Below are 16,662 nucleotides of genomic sequence, written 5' to 3'. Positions count from 1 at the left end.
GTGGATGCTTTGGCAGCATACGGCAAAATAAATCAACAGACCCAGGAAGCGCTGGTTAAAACCCATGCGCTAATGGTGAAACGTATAGCCCATCACTTATTGGTCAGGCTGCCGCAGTCTGTGCAGCTGGATGATTTAATTCAGGCTGGTATGATGGGGCTATTGGATGCTGCGCGTAATTATGACGCAACGAAAGGCGCATCCTTTGAAACGTATGCCGGAATCAGGATACGCGGGCATATGCTTGATGAAGTGCGCCGTAACGACTGGGTTCCGCGTTCTGTTTACCGTAATGCCCGCATGGTGTCAGAGGCGGTGAAAAAAGTAGAAAACCGGCTGGGGCGGGTAGCCAAAGATGCCGAAATAGCCGCTGAACTCAATTTGAAACTGGAGGAGTATTACGAATTACTGAAAGATTCCGCCGGCAGCCAATTATATGGTTTTGATGACCTTGGCGTAACAGAGGATGTATTAAAGGGCGGTGAGGATTCGCCGACAAGCGAGCCGCAAGAGCAGGTTATGCGTGACGATTTTATGAGTTTTCTGTCACAGATTATTCAAAATTTGCCCGAAAAAGAAAGGCTTGTGCTATCGTTATATTATGAACAGGACTTAAATTTAAAGGAAATTGGCGAGGTATTGGGTGTAAGTGAGTCTCGGGTATCGCAAATCCATACTCAGGCGACATTAAGAATAAAATCACGCTTACAGGAGCGATAAGCCCATATGGACGGATTGACCTTATTAGGATTGGTAGTCGGATTTTTGGCTATTATTGTTGGCCAGATTGTTGAAGGCGGCTCAATTATGTCGCTGGTTAACCCGGCTGCATTTATGATTGTTATGGGGGGAACCTTTGGCGCGGTAATGGTACAGACGCCGTTTCGCACTTTCCTGCGGGCTTTCAGGATTTTACCCTGGATTTTCCGTCCCCCGGATTTTTCTTTTAACCGCAGCCGTGACCGTTTGCTGGATTTAGCTAAAATTGCCCGTCAATTTGGCGTATTGAGTCTGGAAGAACAGCTGGAGCGTGAGCCTAACCCCTTGATCCGGCAGGGCTTGGAGTTATTGGTGGTTGGTGTTGAGAAAACTGCAATTCGACATGTATTAGAGGCTGAGGTGGATCGGATTGAGGATCAGGACATGCGGGCGGCCAGCATGTTTGAAAGTATGGGCGGTTATAGCCCGACTATCGGAATTTTAGGGGCGGTACTTGGATTAATTCAGGTAATGCGTAATCTCTCGGAACCAGGAGAGTTGGGTGCAGGGATTGCCGTGGCCTTCGTAGCAACCATTTACGGGGTTGGATTTGCCAATCTGGTTTTCCTGCCTGTGGCTAATAAACTGAAAAGCTGTGTGGCAATGCAGGTTCATCATGACGAGATGATTATTGAAGGGATTGTGGCGATGGCCAGCGGGGAAAGCCCGAATATGCTAAGCTTAAAATTAAGTAACTACGGAATCCATCATCAAAATGCGCGGAAGAAAGAGTAAGCATATTCCTCATGAAGATACCCATCGCTGGATGGTGTCTTATGCCGATTTTATTACTTTGCTTTTTGCCTTCTTTGTAGTGATGTATGCTATCTCGTCAGTGAATGTTGCAAAATACAAGTCATTGGCGCAAGGTATGCATACGGCTTTTAACAAAGTGGAAAAAAACCGTGCACCGGTAGATAATCCTTCTACGTTGTTAGGGCAAAGCGCTTCGAAATCAGATGGCGAGCACGACGAAGACGATCCATTCGATATGCTTGATCAGGCATTGGCGCAATTGCAGGATGCGGATTACCGAATGGATAGGCAAGAGGGCTGGATTGAGCTGGATATTAAAGCTGGAGCGCTCTTTGACAGCGGTAGTGCCGAATTAAAACCATTAGCGATTATTAAATTAATAAAAGTCGCTGAAATTATTAAAGAATTGCCTTATCCTGTTGCATTAGAGGGGTATACGGATGATGTACCGATCAATACTCCGCAATATCCCTCAAACTGGGAGTTATCTTCTGCACGGGCTTCGGCATTGGCCAGGGTGTTAACAAACTATGGTGTAGATCCGGGCCGGATTTCGGTAACTGGTTATGGCGCACAATTTCCAGTTGCAACGAATGAAACAGAAGAGGGACGTGCTAAAAACCGACGGGTGAACCTGATTATTGCCCGCGACAGGAATGTGCCAAGACTGCTCAATCCTGAGAAGAGTTTAATGGATCAGGATGAAAGTTTACAAACTCCTGCGCCGGAGACAAGTGTGGTTGAACCGATTAACAAGGAGTCACAATGATTATTGCTGTATTTTGCAGCATTGTTGCCAGTCTTGTACTGAGTTATGCTTTTTTTTATCAAAGAAAACAGATCAGCGAATTGGCGTCAAAGCTAGGTGAACTAGGTAAATCCCAAAAACAATATGAAATGGAGCAATCCGCTTTAGTTCATGCCGACCTGATTTTTTCAAAGCAGTTAAATGAAATTAATCGGCAACTGATTAGCATGGATAATCAATTACAATCCCTGGAAAATAAACGCCAAAACGATGGCGGTTACCAGCATGCAATACGTATTCTGGAGATGGGCGGCACCAAAGAGGAAATTATGGAAAGCTGCCACCTATCGAATGCCGAAGCAGAATTAATCATGAACCTGAATGCTTATCAATTGGTTCTGAAAAAACAGGTGTCTTCTTTTTCAGATTAAACGGTTGGGTCGCCTGACCCATATCCGTCAAGCTAAGGAATTAAATTTCTACATTTCACAATATCGTTCGGGCTGAGGAAGCGCTTTAGCGCTGTCTCGAAGCCTGTGGTACAGTGCCAAGCCTTCGAGACAAATGCTCCGCATTTTCCTCAGGCCGAACGAATATGTGCTGTAAAAACCCATAGCAGTCAGTTAAGGAATTTTGTACACGGCCATGGGTCGCCTGACCCAACATTACTCATTTATAATCTTACATTACTGTTGAACTGCGGAACTCTTTATGTTTAGCCTGGTAATTGAAATTTATGATCATATTGTGCTACAATTTACCTGTTTATCTTTCTAAAGTGAGCTTGCAAATGTATTTCAACAGAAGAAATGTCGCTACCCAGCCTCTTGTTCCGCTTGAAGCAGTATCAGCAGAAACCAATGCTATCAGAAACGAATTAATCAAAATTTGTGATGATTATATGCAAAATTACCGCCTTATCAAAAATACTCATCATAATATTGCCGAGGCTGTCAAATCAGACCTTGCTAAATTAAATGAGTATCAAAATGATAGCTTTCAAAAAGAAGTTATTCAGGCATTTGTATTAGGTTTAGAGAATTACCTTGAAGTAAAGGACAGTAAAAAATTCAGTCAAGCAGTTCTTGCCTTTAAAATTAAATACCCTGGCACTTTCAGTGATATGGACGCAGTAAAAGCTAAATATCAATCCGAGATTAATGCATTGGTAGGTTATTTTAATTATAATTGCAGCAGCTTGCTTCCCACTCCTTATGGAGTTGAAGGATTGGCTTTATTTAGACAGAAGTTCAATCAGGCTGGCAATGTAAATAGTGAAAGCCATACGAGCGCTCAATCCATAGCAGAAACTTTACCAGGCGGATTTACTCATCGTAGACGAGAGCTACCATCAGCAACAGCAACCACCACTAAGGCGTATCGCTCCCTGCTATCTCCCTCACATCTTATTAATGAGCAACAAGGGGTAGTTGGTATTGTTAAATTAAATGACAGTCAAACTGTTATTTATCATGAAGGATTTAGCAAAGAAGAGGGTAGCTTTATAAAAAAATTGATAATTGATAAAAATTCCCCAAGACAAAAAGGATTGCAAACTTTTTCCCCTGGCCATTTTACAGATAAGGTTAATCAATCTGCCTCTAGCTTTATAGGCTGCGAAGCGCAAGCTGGAAAAGAATTTATGGCAGAAATTACTAGCATTGGCAATCAATCTAATATTACTGAAGCTCTTCAAACGTGTTGTCAGAAATATTTTGGCAGTAATCTTGAGCTAGTTCAGTTTGATTCTGATTCAAGTTCAAGTATTTTAGGTAATTAGAATTTATTTTCACTGGAAAGCAGCCGATGCAATGAGCTAGCTTTTCAGTACAGATTTCTTTCCTGTTGGGTCGAAACGACCCAACCTACTTTCTCATGATCTCTCTGAACATTTTTTCGGTATCGGTAGCTGCACCCGGGAAATGAAACCCGCGGTGTGCCTGAATGAGCTTTTTATTCTGATTAAAACTGGCTGATATTCTCCCAAAGAACTCATCTAAGGTTTGTTCCTCATTGCTGGTAATATTTTCATACAGCCGCCTTAACATCAGTAATTTCTTATGGCTGAGCGTTCTGGCATAAGGATTGGCGAGAATCGCTTCCATGCAGTTATAGAGCTTCTCTATAACTTTTAGCCGGGGCACAGATAGGGATTTAAAGGTTTCAGGCGGTAATGGAAGAATAAATAGTCTGTCAAATTTGCCGTTGGCAATATTGGCCTGTAGAGTATAACTCTTAAGAAAACTGGTTGAGACGCCATGGCCGGTGTTACTTGTACCACGGGCTTTCTGGATAAGGTTAATCGACGTATGGCGGCAAGTGTTGTCAAGTCCAAGGGTTTTGCATGAGTCTGCGGGCTCAGTCTGATTGTTGCTTCGCCGCTCTGGAAGTACGCTTAAAGAACGCCAGCTTGCGAGCACAGAATTACCTCTTTCACGAACAGGTATAAAAGCCCGTAAACGAGGATTCAATGCCTTTAAATAGTAGAGGAAATCGACATATTGAAAGTAAGTAAGTGAAAATGCCTTGTAAGAGACAGCAATAACGTCCTTGTCATGCGGATACCTGAAATGAATTGCTTCATTTGAAAGATGAGCCGGTTGTGTGCGCATAAATACACAAGGTGCAAAAAGACTGAAAAGAAATTTTTTTATCGTTTTACCAGCAGGGTTATCATCAGAGACACAGGATGAAAAAAGCTTATCGCCATCAATATATTTCCCGATGCTGCTTAAAATTTCCCCTTTGTTTTCAATCCCCAGGCAGATAAAGGAATGAGGAGCGTTATTCTTTTTACAGGCAGCAATAAAAAATCGACTACCTTTCTCTATTGTAATTGATTGCGTCAGGGGAGTACACGAAAGCATAATCAAACGATCCCGTTAATAATTTGTTAATTTTTATTTTATACAATTTGCAGCTTTTAAACCTCAATTAATTATTGTTGCCATGACTTCTGTAAAAACGTTAAAAGAAATAACAGCCTCTGAATGCAAGTATATTAAAAGTTATGAGAAAAAAGGGGGTAAATTTGCCCTGAGGGAAACAAATACCTATGATTTGAGTAAGCTTGAACGGATTACCGGGGATAAGCTGGAAGAGAAGTTATTTTGCAGGGAAGATTTTATTATTCCTCCTGATGTCCACGAATTCGAGCCTATACAAATAAAAGTCGGCAAACTTTATATCGTATACCTCCCTGGCAGTAAAGACAGTTTTCTCTTGAGAATCAACTACATTGATCGACAGAACAGGCAGTTAAAACTTTTTTTGAATTTGGAGGCCTTAAAGTTCCCGGCGATCAAATTTGAAAATCTGCTGCCCATCTCGCTTAATCTGTTTTACCCTGATCGCACCATGTCAGGGCAAAGCATTAGTGATATAGGTATGGAACACTTATGCCATGCCTTCGCCTTAAAACAAACCATCACAAAACTTATGCTTGATGAAGATATTTCTGAGGACGAAAAACGGAATTTTTTTGAGCATTATCTGGCGCTTAAATTAAATGTTCGAGAGCCGCGAAGGGCAAAACAAGGCCGTTTTATTAGAGATACAGAATATTTTTGCAGCAATCCGCAGGTAAAGCCTGCTTCAGCCTTTGAGGTAGCGGAAAAAATTGTTGCAATACAATTGAGAGATTTAAGTATTGGTGAAACAGAGATCATTGAGGTCTTAAATGAATTTCTCGATGTTAATGACAAACACGTGGATAAAGTTAACTGGGGAGCTGTCAAGTGGCGGCTTATGACAAATCTTCTCAATCAAAAGCCGTTACAAGAAGAGTTTCAGGATATCGGTGTTTTATTTGACAGAGCTGTAATACATATGTACATGAACTCTGTAAGAGCAACCCCGTCGCCAGCTTGAGATGGTTCCCGTAGGTTGGGTCGTTTGACCCAACAAATAAAAAGCCCGGCATTTTCTCCAGCCAATTAATAATCACTTAATGTTAATTTTGTATAATACATAAACTAATTCAGCAGGAGTGCAGCAATGTTCAGAAAGTTAAGCCAGACAACCCGGAATAATGATGTTTTTACCCATAGTTATCAAAGAATCGGCACAGATTATGTTCCCCGAGAAACTGTTGTCTATGATATCAATCAGCTTGATCGGATTGATGAAAGCGAATTAACAGCCAGGTTGTTTGGAGAGGATGATTTTGTGATTCCCCCAGCGGTGACGGGTCGAGAGAAGGTAAAAGCTAAAATTGGAAAGCTGTATCTTGAGTTCCAACCTGGCGGTAAAGACAGTTTTGAGCTGACTATAAAACTTATTGATCGTCATAATAATCAATTAAGTACCTTTCTGAATTTGAATGTTCCAAGGTTCACCCCGATTAAATTTGAACATTTGTTGCCCATTAGTCTTAGTGCATATGATCCATGTCGTACCATAATAGGTAATAATGGTCCTGAAAATCAGTTGAGTCATGCCTATGAATTAAAACTAATTCTGACCAAACTTTTACTTGATCAGGATATTAACGAGCGGGACAGGTTGAAATTCACTGAACACTATCGCGCACTTTATCTGAATCCTCGCTCTCTAGCACAACCACGGGCACGACAAGCAGTAGCGGATAGATTTGTTAAAGATGTGCAACATTTTGGCATTAATTCCCTGGATAAACCAATCGACGCTTTTGAAGTTGCAGCCAAGATTGGCGCTGTTCACTTGATGAATTTAAGCATCAATCAGGCTGAAATTGCCGATATCTTGTGTGAATACCTCGAAGTGAATAATCTGACGCCAGACCACCTTCGCCAGCCCGATGTTAAAAAGAAAATTCTGGGGCAGAAAATTGATAATGGCAGATATGAACTAAAAGCTATTATTGAAGATGTTGATACATTATATGACCAGGCAATAGAGCTGCCGAAAGTGAAGAACTTTAATCCTGGAGTCGCTGTACCAGTAGTTACTGAGCAGCAAAATGAAACAATAGCCGCGTTTCAGTCTCGAATAGACCGTATGATTAGCAATGAGGTAATTACTAACCTGAAATCCCGCAAGGAACGCTATTTGGAATTGGTTGCTCTGCAGGTCCAGAATAAACCAGCTGATTTCAAAAAAGATTTAGCGCTGTCTATCTTAAATAATCCCACTCATATTCTAAAAACGGAACGGCATTTTTTCCGCCAGGAAAAGTATTCGAACCAGACTTTGTCAGTGCATAAGCTCGTTGCAAGTTTATTAAAAGATCAGGTTGAATTAGTGAATAACAAAGTTGAGATTGATGGACATACGCTGTCACGTCATGCTGATAAGTGTTTCGGGCCACGTTAAATGTAGGTTGGGTCGTTGACCCAACATTCCAATTTTGAACCATGAATTGAACTGGAGCGGTTGATAAAATCCTTGTTGGGTCAAACGGACCCAACCTATAAAAAGGTGTAGCCTTGATGCAGCGTAGCGTAATCAAGGTTTTCATTCCACCCATTAATAATTCCAATATACCTTTGTGCCGGACAATTTTTTTGTATTACATGTAGGTTGGGTCGTTCCGACCCAACATTACCAATCTTCAATCACTTTTCAGATGTAGAGTGCTTGATAAAAAGGCTTGTTGGGTCAAAACGGCCCAACCTACAAAAATTGTCCGGCACAAAGCCAATATACAATAAATCCGTGATTTCAATTGCAAAGCTGTTATTCATAGCCTATGCTTTCAATGATGAAATTTATGGAGAAACTTCATGACAACAATGAAATCATTTTTTGCTGCTGTGTTAATGGTATTATTTGTTCCTGCCGCTCTGGCTGCTGGATCGCCCGCTGGTACCTGGACAACAATTGATGATAAAACTGGTAAAAAACGTGCGATCGTTCGAGTTTCAGTATCTGGCAACACATTAAGCGGTACTATTGTTAACATTATTCCACAACCAGGCGATACTGGCATTTGCTCAAAATGCCCAGGCGGTTTCAAAAACAAACCAATTAAAGGTCTGCAAATCATGTGGGGTCTGAAAGACAAAGGTAACGGCGTCTGGGATGGCGGTAATATCCTTGATCCAAAATCGGGTAAAGTTTACCGTGCCAAAGTGACTATGGAAGGCAACAAGCTCTATGTTCGCGGCTATGTTGGTATTTCTGCACTGGGCCGTACTCAGGTTTGGGTAAGATAAGCAGAATTTTTTATAAAAAAGACACACGAAAGTGTGTCTTTTTTTTTGTAGCGGATTAAAATAACTGCTTTAATACGAAGCTAGTACCAAGTTATGGCAGACGTTCAGTCAAAAAAGAATACCTCATCCGTAGACCTGTTAAAGCGGCCGCCTCATTCTGCTGAAGCAGAGCAAGCTATTATTGGCGGCTTGATGCTGGATAATCAGGCGTGGGATAAAATCAGCTCGAAACTGTGTGAAGCGGATTTTTATCGTACCGAGCACCGTATCCTGTTCCGCACCATTGCCGAACTTGCCAGAAAAGATCAGCCCTTTGATGTGGTGACTTTGCTGGACTCCTTGAAATCAAATGATGAACTGGATGACAGCGGCGGCGAAACCTATTTATTTGAGCTGGCCAATAATACGCCCAGCGTTGCAAACGTTGCGGCTTACGCGGATATTGTCCGCGAAAAATCAGTACAAAGGCAGTTAATTGCCATTGCCGGTGAAATTGCGGATTCAGCCTATAACCCTGCGGGCAGGGAAGTGCCGGAGCTGCTTGACCTGGCAGAAACCAGAGTGTTTGCCATTGCCGAGCAGACTGCGGGTGACGGAGGGCCGGAAAGCATCAAATCCATTCTGGTAAAGACTGTGGAAAAAATTGATATGCTTTATCACAATTCGGATGCCCTTACCGGTATGGCGACTGGCTTGTCCGATCTTGACAGCATGACCTCCGGTCTGCAGCCCTCGGATCTGGTCATTGTCGCCGGGCGTCCGTCTATGGGTAAAACCACTCTGGTTATGAATATGGCCGAGCATGCCGCTATCAATGGCGGTAAGCCAGTACTGGTTTTCTCAATGGAGATGCCCTCGGATTCGCTGGCAATGAGGATGCTGTCGTCGCTGGGCCGTATTGATCAGCACCGTATCCGTACTGGTAAACTTGAAGATGATGATTGGCCGCGAGTCACTTCAGCTGTTCATATGTTGTCGGAAGCGCCGTTGTTTATTGATGATACAGCAGGTTTAAGTCCGGCAGAGATGCGCGCAAGGGCTCGGCGGCTCGCCAAGGAAAATGGCCAGCTCGGCCTGATTGTCGTAGACTATTTGCAGTTGATGAAAGTGCCGGGTTTTAAGGCGGAAAACCGTACTGCCGAGATTTCGGAAATTTCCCGGAGCCTTAAGTCGCTGGCAAAAGAATTAAAAGTGCCGGTAATTGCTTTGTCGCAGCTTAACCGAAGCCTTGAGCAGCGCACCGATAAGCGGCCCGTGATGTCTGACCTGCGGGAGTCTGGTGCGATTGAGCAGGACGCGGATTTAATCTGTTTTATTTATCGTGATGAAGTTTACAATGAGGACAGCCCGGATAAAGGGGTGGCGGAAATTATTATCGCCAAGCAGCGTAATGGTCCGATTGGTAAGGTAAGAGTTGCGTTCCTGGGTAAATACACCCGTTTCGAAGATTTGGCATATAGTGGTTATCAAGGGGTAGATTAACGTGACAAGACCAACGCGCGTTCAAATCGATGAAACGGCGCTTTTACATAACCTCAAACAGGTCAGGCATTACGCGCCAGGGCGGAAAATTATTGCTATGGTCAAAGCCAATGCCTATGGCTGCGGGTTGCAATCAGTCGTACCTGTTCTGGAAAATGAAGTCTATGCGTTTGGCGTTGCCTGCCTTGAGGAGGCAATGAAAATCAGGGCGTTGGGATCGTCGGCGGAATGTGTTTTATTCCAGGGAGTCTTCAGCGCTGATGAGCTGGATGTCGTTGCTGCCCATAATTTGCAATGTGTTCTCCATCAGCCTTATCAATTACAGTGGCTGCTGGAAAAACGATTGCCTCATAAAATCAAAGTCTGGGTGAAAGTTAATACCGGAATGAATCGCCTTGGTTTTCAGCCGCAAGATGTGGCTGAAGTAGTCGGCGCTCTGGAAAATTGCCCTTGGGTGGATGACGATATTGGCATTATGACGCATCTGGCCTGTGCCGATGAACCTGAACATCCGGCCAATCAGACCCAACTTCGCGCTTATCGTAGTCTGGATTTAGGCGGCGCAGGGTATACCTGCAGTATTGCCAATTCAGCAGCGATTATTGCCTTGCCCGATACTCATGCTGATGTCGTGCGTCCGGGTATTATGCTTTATGGCGTTTCACCCTTTAATAATCAGACTGGTTTGCAGTTAGGGCTGATTCCGGTTATGCGTTTTGTTTCAGCAATCAGCGCTATTCATCATTATCCTGCCGCGGCGCGAATAGGATACGGCGGTACCTGGCAAACCAGTAAACCGTCAGTGATAGGTGTGGTTGCTGCCGGTTATGGGGATGGTTATCCCCGCCACATTGCACAGAATACGCCGGTCTGGGTTAATGGTTATCTGGCGCCTGTTGTCGGCAGGGTGTCTATGGATATGTTGACTGTCAATTTGACTAATTGCCCGGGGGTTGCCATAGGCGATGCGGTTGAATTGTGGGGGCAGTATGTGCCGGTTGAAAATATTGCCATGTCGGCAGGTACTATAGCTTATGAGTTGCTTTGCCAATTCTCGCCTCGGGTCAGGCAGGATAAAACTCTGTAGGGAACTGCAATCTTTGCAGGTTCGGTGCGAGTAAGCCCATCTGTTTTAACTCTTTTCGCAAACACGCATGAAGTCATCCTGACGCTCCCAGATGCCATCCATGGCATCTGAGGGTTTGCGAAAAGAGTTAAAACAGATGGACTTACTTCGGAGATCGGAAAGGGAGACCTTGATATGGATAATATAAAACCATAATGGTAAAATCAGCGCTTATGGGCTTAAAAAAACAGATAGGTGAATGTTTATGAAAAAAGTACTTTTGGCGTCTTTAGCCTTGTCATTCATGCTGAGCGGTTGTGCTCCAGTGACTAATGAAGGCGTTGGAACAGTAACTGGCGGTGTCGTTGGCGGATTGATAGGCAGCCAGTTCGGCGGTGGTTCAGGGCGCGTTGCAGCAGCTGCTGGCGGTGCGTTATTAGGAGCATATCTGGGCGGTAATATTGGCCGGTCAATGGATAAACTCGATCGCCTCGAAATGCAACAGGCTTTGGAAACTGCGCCTACTGGCAAAGCAGTAAACTGGCGTAATCCGGATACCGGCAATAGCTATACTGTCCGTTCAACCAGAACATATTACACTAACCAACAACCATGCCGCGAATACACCACCCGTGCAATCATCGGCGGTAAAACGCAGGAAGTTTACGGCAAAGCATGCCGTCAGGCTGATGGCTCATGGCGTATAGTTAACTAAAAACCTGTCGTTTATTTAAATCGGAAATGTTGGGTCAAACGACCCAACCTACTCCCTCAAGACCTTGTTTTGTGCTATATTTATACATATCCTCTCTCGATATTGCAGGCTAAGGAAGTGTATTATGGCTGAATTAATTTACTCTGCACTGTCAAACCCAAGGCGGCCAATTGTGTATGTTGATCCGCAACTCAGCGTAACCCATTGTGTTAACCTGATGATCCGTCAAGACGTTGGCGCGCTGGTTGTGCATGATGACAAGCGTTTGTTGGGTATGGTGACTGAAAGGGATATTGTACGCTCGTGTATTAACCAGCACCTTGATCCAGATGTCGCTACCGCAGGTGATATTGCCTATACCGATGTCAGTATATTGACGGTTGATATGCCTGTTGAAGCGGCCATGGAAGTGATTACTAAAACAAAACGCAGACATGTCCTGATTGAAGAAAATGGTATATTGATCGCGGTTTTATCAATTGGCGACTTGCTGTTTCATATTTTGGAAAGTAAACAACAAGAGATAAAACATCTCGAAAATTATATTCATACTTAAGCGGCCCTAGGGCGTGTTTTTAAAGTTATTTCTGGGCTCCAAAAGCAATAAAATGGTCTGAATTTATGCTCGATTTCGTTAAATAGAGCCGGCTATTCGCCTCAATCGACCAAAAATTCAGCCTCATTTTCTTGCTTTTTCGCTTCCAGAAAAACTTTAAAAACACGCCCTAGCGTTTAGCGTATAAAACAATCGAAAAAATGACTAATCCCATACCAAGACACTCAAGTATGGTCAATTTCTCGCCAAGGATTATCCAGGCGAATATAACAGTTGCGATCGGCATCACTGCCGTAGATAAAGACGTCAGCAGCCCATCGACGCGCTGACAGCCAAAATACCAGAAAACATAGAATAAACCGGAACTTAATCCGAGAATAAATAAAATCGCCCAGTCAATCAGGCTTATTCCGGTCAGATTCCAATTAATAAACAACAAGGATGGAAAAACCAGAAGCGCATTAATGCCGTTCATAAGGGCGGAAACGATAAAAACCGGAAGCTTGTTAGGGTGTAATTTGCACAATATATAGTAGGTCGCTTCAGGAAATAGAGATAAAAAAACCAGAAGATCGCCAAAAAAAGAATTATTATCGGTCACAGAACTGACTTTATCGGTAGCAATTACAATTAAGCCTGCTGTTGCAAATACAATACAAAGACTTTGTTTGCCGGTAAATTTTTCCTTCAATACAATCCATGCCATCACCGCAATAATAGCAGGAAGGGTACTGGTAATAATGCCGGCAATATTGGCATCGGTATAGTTAAGTCCTGATAGCATCAGGGTATTAAACATAACTCCGGCAGTAAGAGCCTGGGCTAGCAGAAAAATGTAATCCTTAGTCTGGAGGCTCGCGAAGTGATTTTTCAGAGTGAGCTTCTTATCGGGTGTCAGCCAGTGCAGGGGAAGCAGGATAAAGGTGGCAAGGCTAAAGCGTATTGTTAATAGTAACAGCACAGGAATTTCAGAAACCAGCAATTTGGATGAGACAATATTGATACCAACCATGGTTTGCGCCAGGAAGAGAAAAATCATGCCTGTCGCCGAAAATGAATTACGCCTGTCCAATGGTGTTACCTCGTTGTGATATTAGAGAAATGATAATCCGAAACGACGTTTTACACCATAGCCATCCAGATACTGTCATTCCCGCGAAGGCGGGAATCTATTTCTCAAGTTGGCAGTTTACCTTGTGTGATGGATCAAATTTCCGCCTTCGCTGGAATAACTAATTTCATAACTTAATGGCAGAGAACCGACGTTTAAGGCTTGATAATTCCCCTGATTTAAGGTGATCATAAGCTTATTTCCTTGCTACACGAGAAGAACAATGCGGTTTTCAGGATTCATCCTCCTTATCATGCTTGGCTTATGGTCAACTTTTAACCATGCGGCAGACCCGGCAATTACCTGGTATAACTATGAACCCGGGCGGCAGGTAACCCTGAATGTTAATCTGTTCCTAAGCTCAACCTGTCCGCATTGCCAGAAAACCAATCAGTTTTTTACCGAATTGGAACAAACGGAAAAATGGCTTGCTGTTAAACGCTATTATATTAATGATCAAAAAGCCGATCTGATTACTTTTAATCACTATCTTGAACAGATTAAAGCGACAGATTTTGCCGTACCTTCAATATTTTTCTGTAATACCCGGTGGGTAGGCTTTGCAGATGACGGCAGTACGGGTAAACAATTATTGAAAGCGCTGCAGTTCTGTCGCCAGCAAATTGCCAAACAGGGCGAACTGAAACAGGGAACTGTCGATGCCATTGCCCGAATGTCGGCGTCAAACTGGTATGATGTCAGTCTCTCGGCAGAGAAAAAGCCGGTTTCAGCGCTGCGGTTTATTCCGACCATGTCAGCTGTCGATGCAGTGAGTTCAGGAACGGTGTTTACTCTTATTGCCTTGTTATCGCTGTTGGTTCTGATACCCGGAACAGCAAAGTGGATAGGGGCCGTTCTGTTTTTGGCTGGTACTGCACTAAGTCATTGCCTGCAGCAAGTGAATAACCAGTTACTTTATCAATTATTGCCCTATATCCGGCTTCCGGCCGCCCTGATTGGCTTAGCTGTTTGCAGTGCTGTGATCATTTGCGCGGTGAGGAAATATAATTGGCGGACTATGCCAAGTGATGGCTGGATTTTATTATTCACCTTATTGTCGCTGCCCTTGCAATTTTATCCGCAACTCACCCTGCCCAATTTTTCGTTAATGTTTCAACAATGGCTAACAGTCCAAAACCTTACTTTAGCGGTTCAGATACGATATCTGATTATTTATCATCTGATTTATCTGACCGTCATTAGCGCAATAGCGGGTCTATTTTATGTTATCTATTATTACTTTAAAGCGGAAGGCAGCCGTTACTTGTTTATATTTGCCAATGTTTTTCTGGCGCTTACAGGAGCTATGTTGGTAATTTATCCTTATGTACTGGCAAATTATCTGAGTTTCATCGTGATTGTTACGCTATCGGCGCTAATTGCCTGGGTTCAGTCTTATTATCAAAAAAAAGCAAATAAGGATATGCCCTGATTATGGAGCAAAAACGACGAAATTTTCCTGTATTATGCGATGTCAAAGCTGGAAAAGAATATCGCTGGTGCGGCTGCACAGAATCAGATGACTTGCCATGGTGTACTGGTAATAAAGCCTGTTGCCCTGATAAATCAGTGGTATTCACGGCTGATATCAGTGAAAGCGCATGCCTGTGCACCTGCGGGCAAACCCAACAGGCTCCTTTTTGTGATGGTTCCCATATCGATTTGTATTTAAAAGAAAAATGACTCCCAGTTATGTTATTCCGAGCGTAACGCGGCAATCTCCCGCTGGTTCAGGATGGCTTACCAGATAATTGTTCTATACTTAAATTAATTCAACTAATGGTAGTTCAGAAATGCCTTCAGAACAATTGAGAGGATTGCTCGAGCAAGTTGAAAATAAGGTCGGGAATTTTTCAATGTATACATGTAGTACCGGCAAAGGTGAAAGCATTCCTTTCGACAAAAAACCTGCACAGCAATTATTAAGCGGGCTTGGTTGTAACCAGGGTGATAATGCACGTAATATGCCGCTATCGTCTACGGCAGATGGTAAACCGCTGGCACAAGAAAATAACAAAGATATAACTATTCAAAGTTTTGATCAGGATAAACCGGGCACGTTAACTATCCCCGGCGCGCGACTGGACAGATTGCTTAATAGCGCCAAGGTTTATGTTAATACCGATATTATTAAACCAGGACTTTACAACCAGGCGGTTCAGGGAAAACAGGTAAAGGCACAGGATGACCAAATATCCGAAGATGCCAATCTGCATTGGTTGAATATGGCTGTGGGTGTTTGTCATGTTCAGGAGATTGATTTATTGGTAAAGCAACAAGTCGTTGACGGCAAAGCAATTTCAGTCCCTAAAGAAGGTAAAATTGGTGTTGATGATCCAGGAATTCTGCTGCTTTCCAGTCCGGCCTTAAATTTTATGACCAAGGGAAGAGCGCTCTCGCAGGAGCAGACTTCGCAATTACTTACTGGTATGTATCACAATATATTTTCCGCCGCTGTGGCTGAGGGGGCGACTCATATTACTATGCCTGCTGCCGGTTTGGGAGTTTTTGGGGGGGAACCCGAGGTTTATTTCAAAATATTAATGGATGTTGCCAGACAATATCCGAACTTAAACGTTATTTATCATCCGGGACATCCAAACAATATTCCATTTTTTAATGAAGCAATGAAACAGGCGGGAGAGCCGCCAAATGTGATAAGAGCCAGCAAAGACGTGATGTATATTGCTGATGAACTTGCACAACAAGGTATTAAATGTGCATTTCATAATCCTTCAGATGCTGATGTGGTTTACGGAGTTTATGATGTCGGTGAATATTGGAAAAATGGCAGGGGGGCAGGATTTGTCGGTGAAGAATTTATTGGCGTATCGACTACGGCAGTTTTAAACAGTAATGGATTAAATCCCTCGGCTTACAAGAATGTAGTTGAAAGAAATTTTGGCTTGCCGGTGACCCCTGGTACAGATTTAAATTCCAGAGAAGAAAAAGCGTTCACTAATGTAATCAGTCAGACTAAAAGTCCAGAGTTGCAGAAACTTGATCAATTGGAAGCAAAATTTAATGATCCTCGCCTGAATAAACTGGGTAAAGGCTGGTTCGGCAGGAAAACCCCTGAGACTGTGAAAGAAGTTCGGAAGATGATCGCGGAATTTAAAGCTGAGCATCGAGGTACGACTCCTGATCCAAAGAAAGTACAAGAACTACTGAATAAGATTGACGCGACGGTGGATGCTTCACTTCAAAAAAGCAAATCAACCAGAGCAAAAGAAACTACAAGTTTTTATAAAGCGCAGCTTGCTGATTTGAGAGTCGTACAAGATCCAAAACCTGAGCCTAAAAATGAACAAGGCCGTGAAATTAAATTAAATTAA

At 43.1% G+C, this 16,662-nt stretch carries 17 protein-coding genes; 15 read left to right on the top strand and 2 right to left on the bottom strand.

Features of this window, described 5'->3' with window-relative positions; all coding sequences use genetic code 11:
* From ACFORL_RS02640 to ACFORL_RS02620, 5 genes are all read left to right on the top strand, one after another.
* Positions 1-720: an RNA polymerase sigma factor FliA gene (locus ACFORL_RS02640; RefSeq protein ID WP_449280253.1), complete on the top strand. Its 720-nt coding sequence runs from the start codon at positions 1-3 to the stop codon at positions 718-720.
* Between the two features lie 6 nt (positions 721-726).
* Positions 727-1,494: a flagellar motor protein gene (locus ACFORL_RS02635; RefSeq protein WP_382340807.1), complete on the top strand. Its 768-nt coding sequence runs from the start codon at positions 727-729 to the stop codon at positions 1,492-1,494.
* Positions 1,475-2,284 (top strand): flagellar motor protein MotB, encoded by an 810-nt coding sequence (locus ACFORL_RS02630; protein ID WP_382340804.1) that lies wholly within the window; start codon positions 1,475-1,477, stop codon positions 2,282-2,284. Before ACFORL_RS02635 ends, ACFORL_RS02630 begins: the two co-directional genes overlap by 20 nt.
* Positions 2,281-2,694 (top strand): DUF2802 domain-containing protein, encoded by a 414-nt coding sequence (locus tag ACFORL_RS02625; protein WP_382340802.1) that lies wholly within the window; start codon positions 2,281-2,283, stop codon positions 2,692-2,694. The genes ACFORL_RS02630 and ACFORL_RS02625 overlap by 4 nt, the downstream gene beginning before the upstream one ends.
* A gap of 359 nt (positions 2,695-3,053) precedes the next feature.
* Positions 3,054-4,043, top strand: coding sequence for a hypothetical protein (locus tag ACFORL_RS02620; RefSeq protein WP_382340800.1), 990 nt, complete (start codon positions 3,054-3,056; stop codon positions 4,041-4,043).
* Positions 4,044-4,128: 85 nt separating this feature from the next.
* Here the strand turns inward: ACFORL_RS02620 and ACFORL_RS02615 are convergent, their stop codons facing one another.
* Entirely contained in the window at positions 4,129-5,130 is a 1,002-nt protein-coding gene (locus tag ACFORL_RS02615; RefSeq protein WP_382340798.1) for a hypothetical protein, read from the bottom strand.
* An 82-nt stretch (positions 5,131-5,212) separates the two neighbouring features.
* Between ACFORL_RS02615 and ACFORL_RS02610 the strand changes: the two genes are divergently transcribed.
* The 7 genes from ACFORL_RS02610 to ACFORL_RS02580 all read left to right on the top strand — a co-directional run bounded on the left by ACFORL_RS02610 (position 5,213) and on the right by ACFORL_RS02580 (position 12,216).
* Positions 5,213-6,133 carry a hypothetical protein gene (locus ACFORL_RS02610; RefSeq protein ID WP_382340795.1) on the top strand — a complete coding sequence of 307 codons (921 nt, stop codon included), beginning with the start codon at positions 5,213-5,215 and terminating at the stop codon, positions 6,131-6,133.
* A gap of 126 nt (positions 6,134-6,259) precedes the next feature.
* On the top strand, positions 6,260-7,555 hold the full coding sequence (locus tag ACFORL_RS02605; protein WP_382340793.1) for a hypothetical protein: 1,296 nt from the start codon (positions 6,260-6,262) through the stop codon (positions 7,553-7,555).
* A 410-nt stretch (positions 7,556-7,965) separates the two neighbouring features.
* Positions 7,966-8,397, top strand: coding sequence for a DUF2147 domain-containing protein (locus ACFORL_RS02600; protein ID WP_382340791.1), 432 nt, complete (start codon positions 7,966-7,968; stop codon positions 8,395-8,397).
* A gap of 93 nt (positions 8,398-8,490) precedes the next feature.
* Positions 8,491-9,879: a replicative DNA helicase gene (dnaB, locus tag ACFORL_RS02595; RefSeq protein ID WP_382340788.1), complete on the top strand. Its 1,389-nt coding sequence runs from the start codon at positions 8,491-8,493 to the stop codon at positions 9,877-9,879.
* Position 9,880: 1 nt separating this feature from the next.
* Entirely contained in the window at positions 9,881-10,966 is a 1,086-nt protein-coding gene (gene alr / locus ACFORL_RS02590; RefSeq protein ID WP_382340786.1) for an alanine racemase, read from the top strand.
* A gap of 244 nt (positions 10,967-11,210) precedes the next feature.
* Positions 11,211-11,660, top strand: a complete 450-nt coding sequence (locus ACFORL_RS02585) for an RT0821/Lpp0805 family surface protein (RefSeq protein WP_382340784.1) — start codon at positions 11,211-11,213, stop codon at positions 11,658-11,660.
* 124 nt (positions 11,661-11,784) lie between these two features.
* Entirely contained in the window at positions 11,785-12,216 is a 432-nt protein-coding gene (locus tag ACFORL_RS02580; RefSeq protein ID WP_382340782.1) for a CBS domain-containing protein, read from the top strand.
* A 169-nt stretch (positions 12,217-12,385) separates the two neighbouring features.
* Here the strand turns inward: ACFORL_RS02580 and ACFORL_RS02575 are convergent, their stop codons facing one another.
* Positions 12,386-13,255, bottom strand: coding sequence for a DMT family transporter (locus tag ACFORL_RS02575; protein ID WP_382340780.1), 870 nt, complete (start codon positions 13,253-13,255; stop codon positions 12,386-12,388).
* Positions 13,256-13,550: 295 nt separating this feature from the next.
* Between ACFORL_RS02575 and ACFORL_RS02570 the strand changes: the two genes are divergently transcribed.
* The 3 genes from ACFORL_RS02570 (at position 13,551) to ACFORL_RS02560 (ending at position 16,662) form a co-directional block, all read left to right on the top strand.
* Positions 13,551-14,759, top strand: coding sequence for a hypothetical protein (locus ACFORL_RS02570; protein ID WP_382340778.1), 1,209 nt, complete (start codon positions 13,551-13,553; stop codon positions 14,757-14,759).
* A gap of 2 nt (positions 14,760-14,761) precedes the next feature.
* Positions 14,762-15,010 carry a CDGSH iron-sulfur domain-containing protein gene (locus ACFORL_RS02565; protein WP_382340776.1) on the top strand — a complete coding sequence of 83 codons (249 nt, stop codon included), beginning with the start codon at positions 14,762-14,764 and terminating at the stop codon, positions 15,008-15,010.
* A 173-nt stretch (positions 15,011-15,183) separates the two neighbouring features.
* Positions 15,184-16,662: a hypothetical protein gene (locus tag ACFORL_RS02560; RefSeq protein WP_382340774.1), complete on the top strand. Its 1,479-nt coding sequence runs from the start codon at positions 15,184-15,186 to the stop codon at positions 16,660-16,662.

This window comes from Legionella dresdenensis (assembly GCF_042649825.1).
Classification (GTDB): domain Bacteria; phylum Pseudomonadota; class Gammaproteobacteria; order Legionellales; family Legionellaceae; genus Legionella_C; species Legionella_C dresdenensis.
The sequence above is the reverse complement of the archived record's forward strand: the minus strand, read 5'-3'. Positions and strand labels throughout refer to the sequence as shown.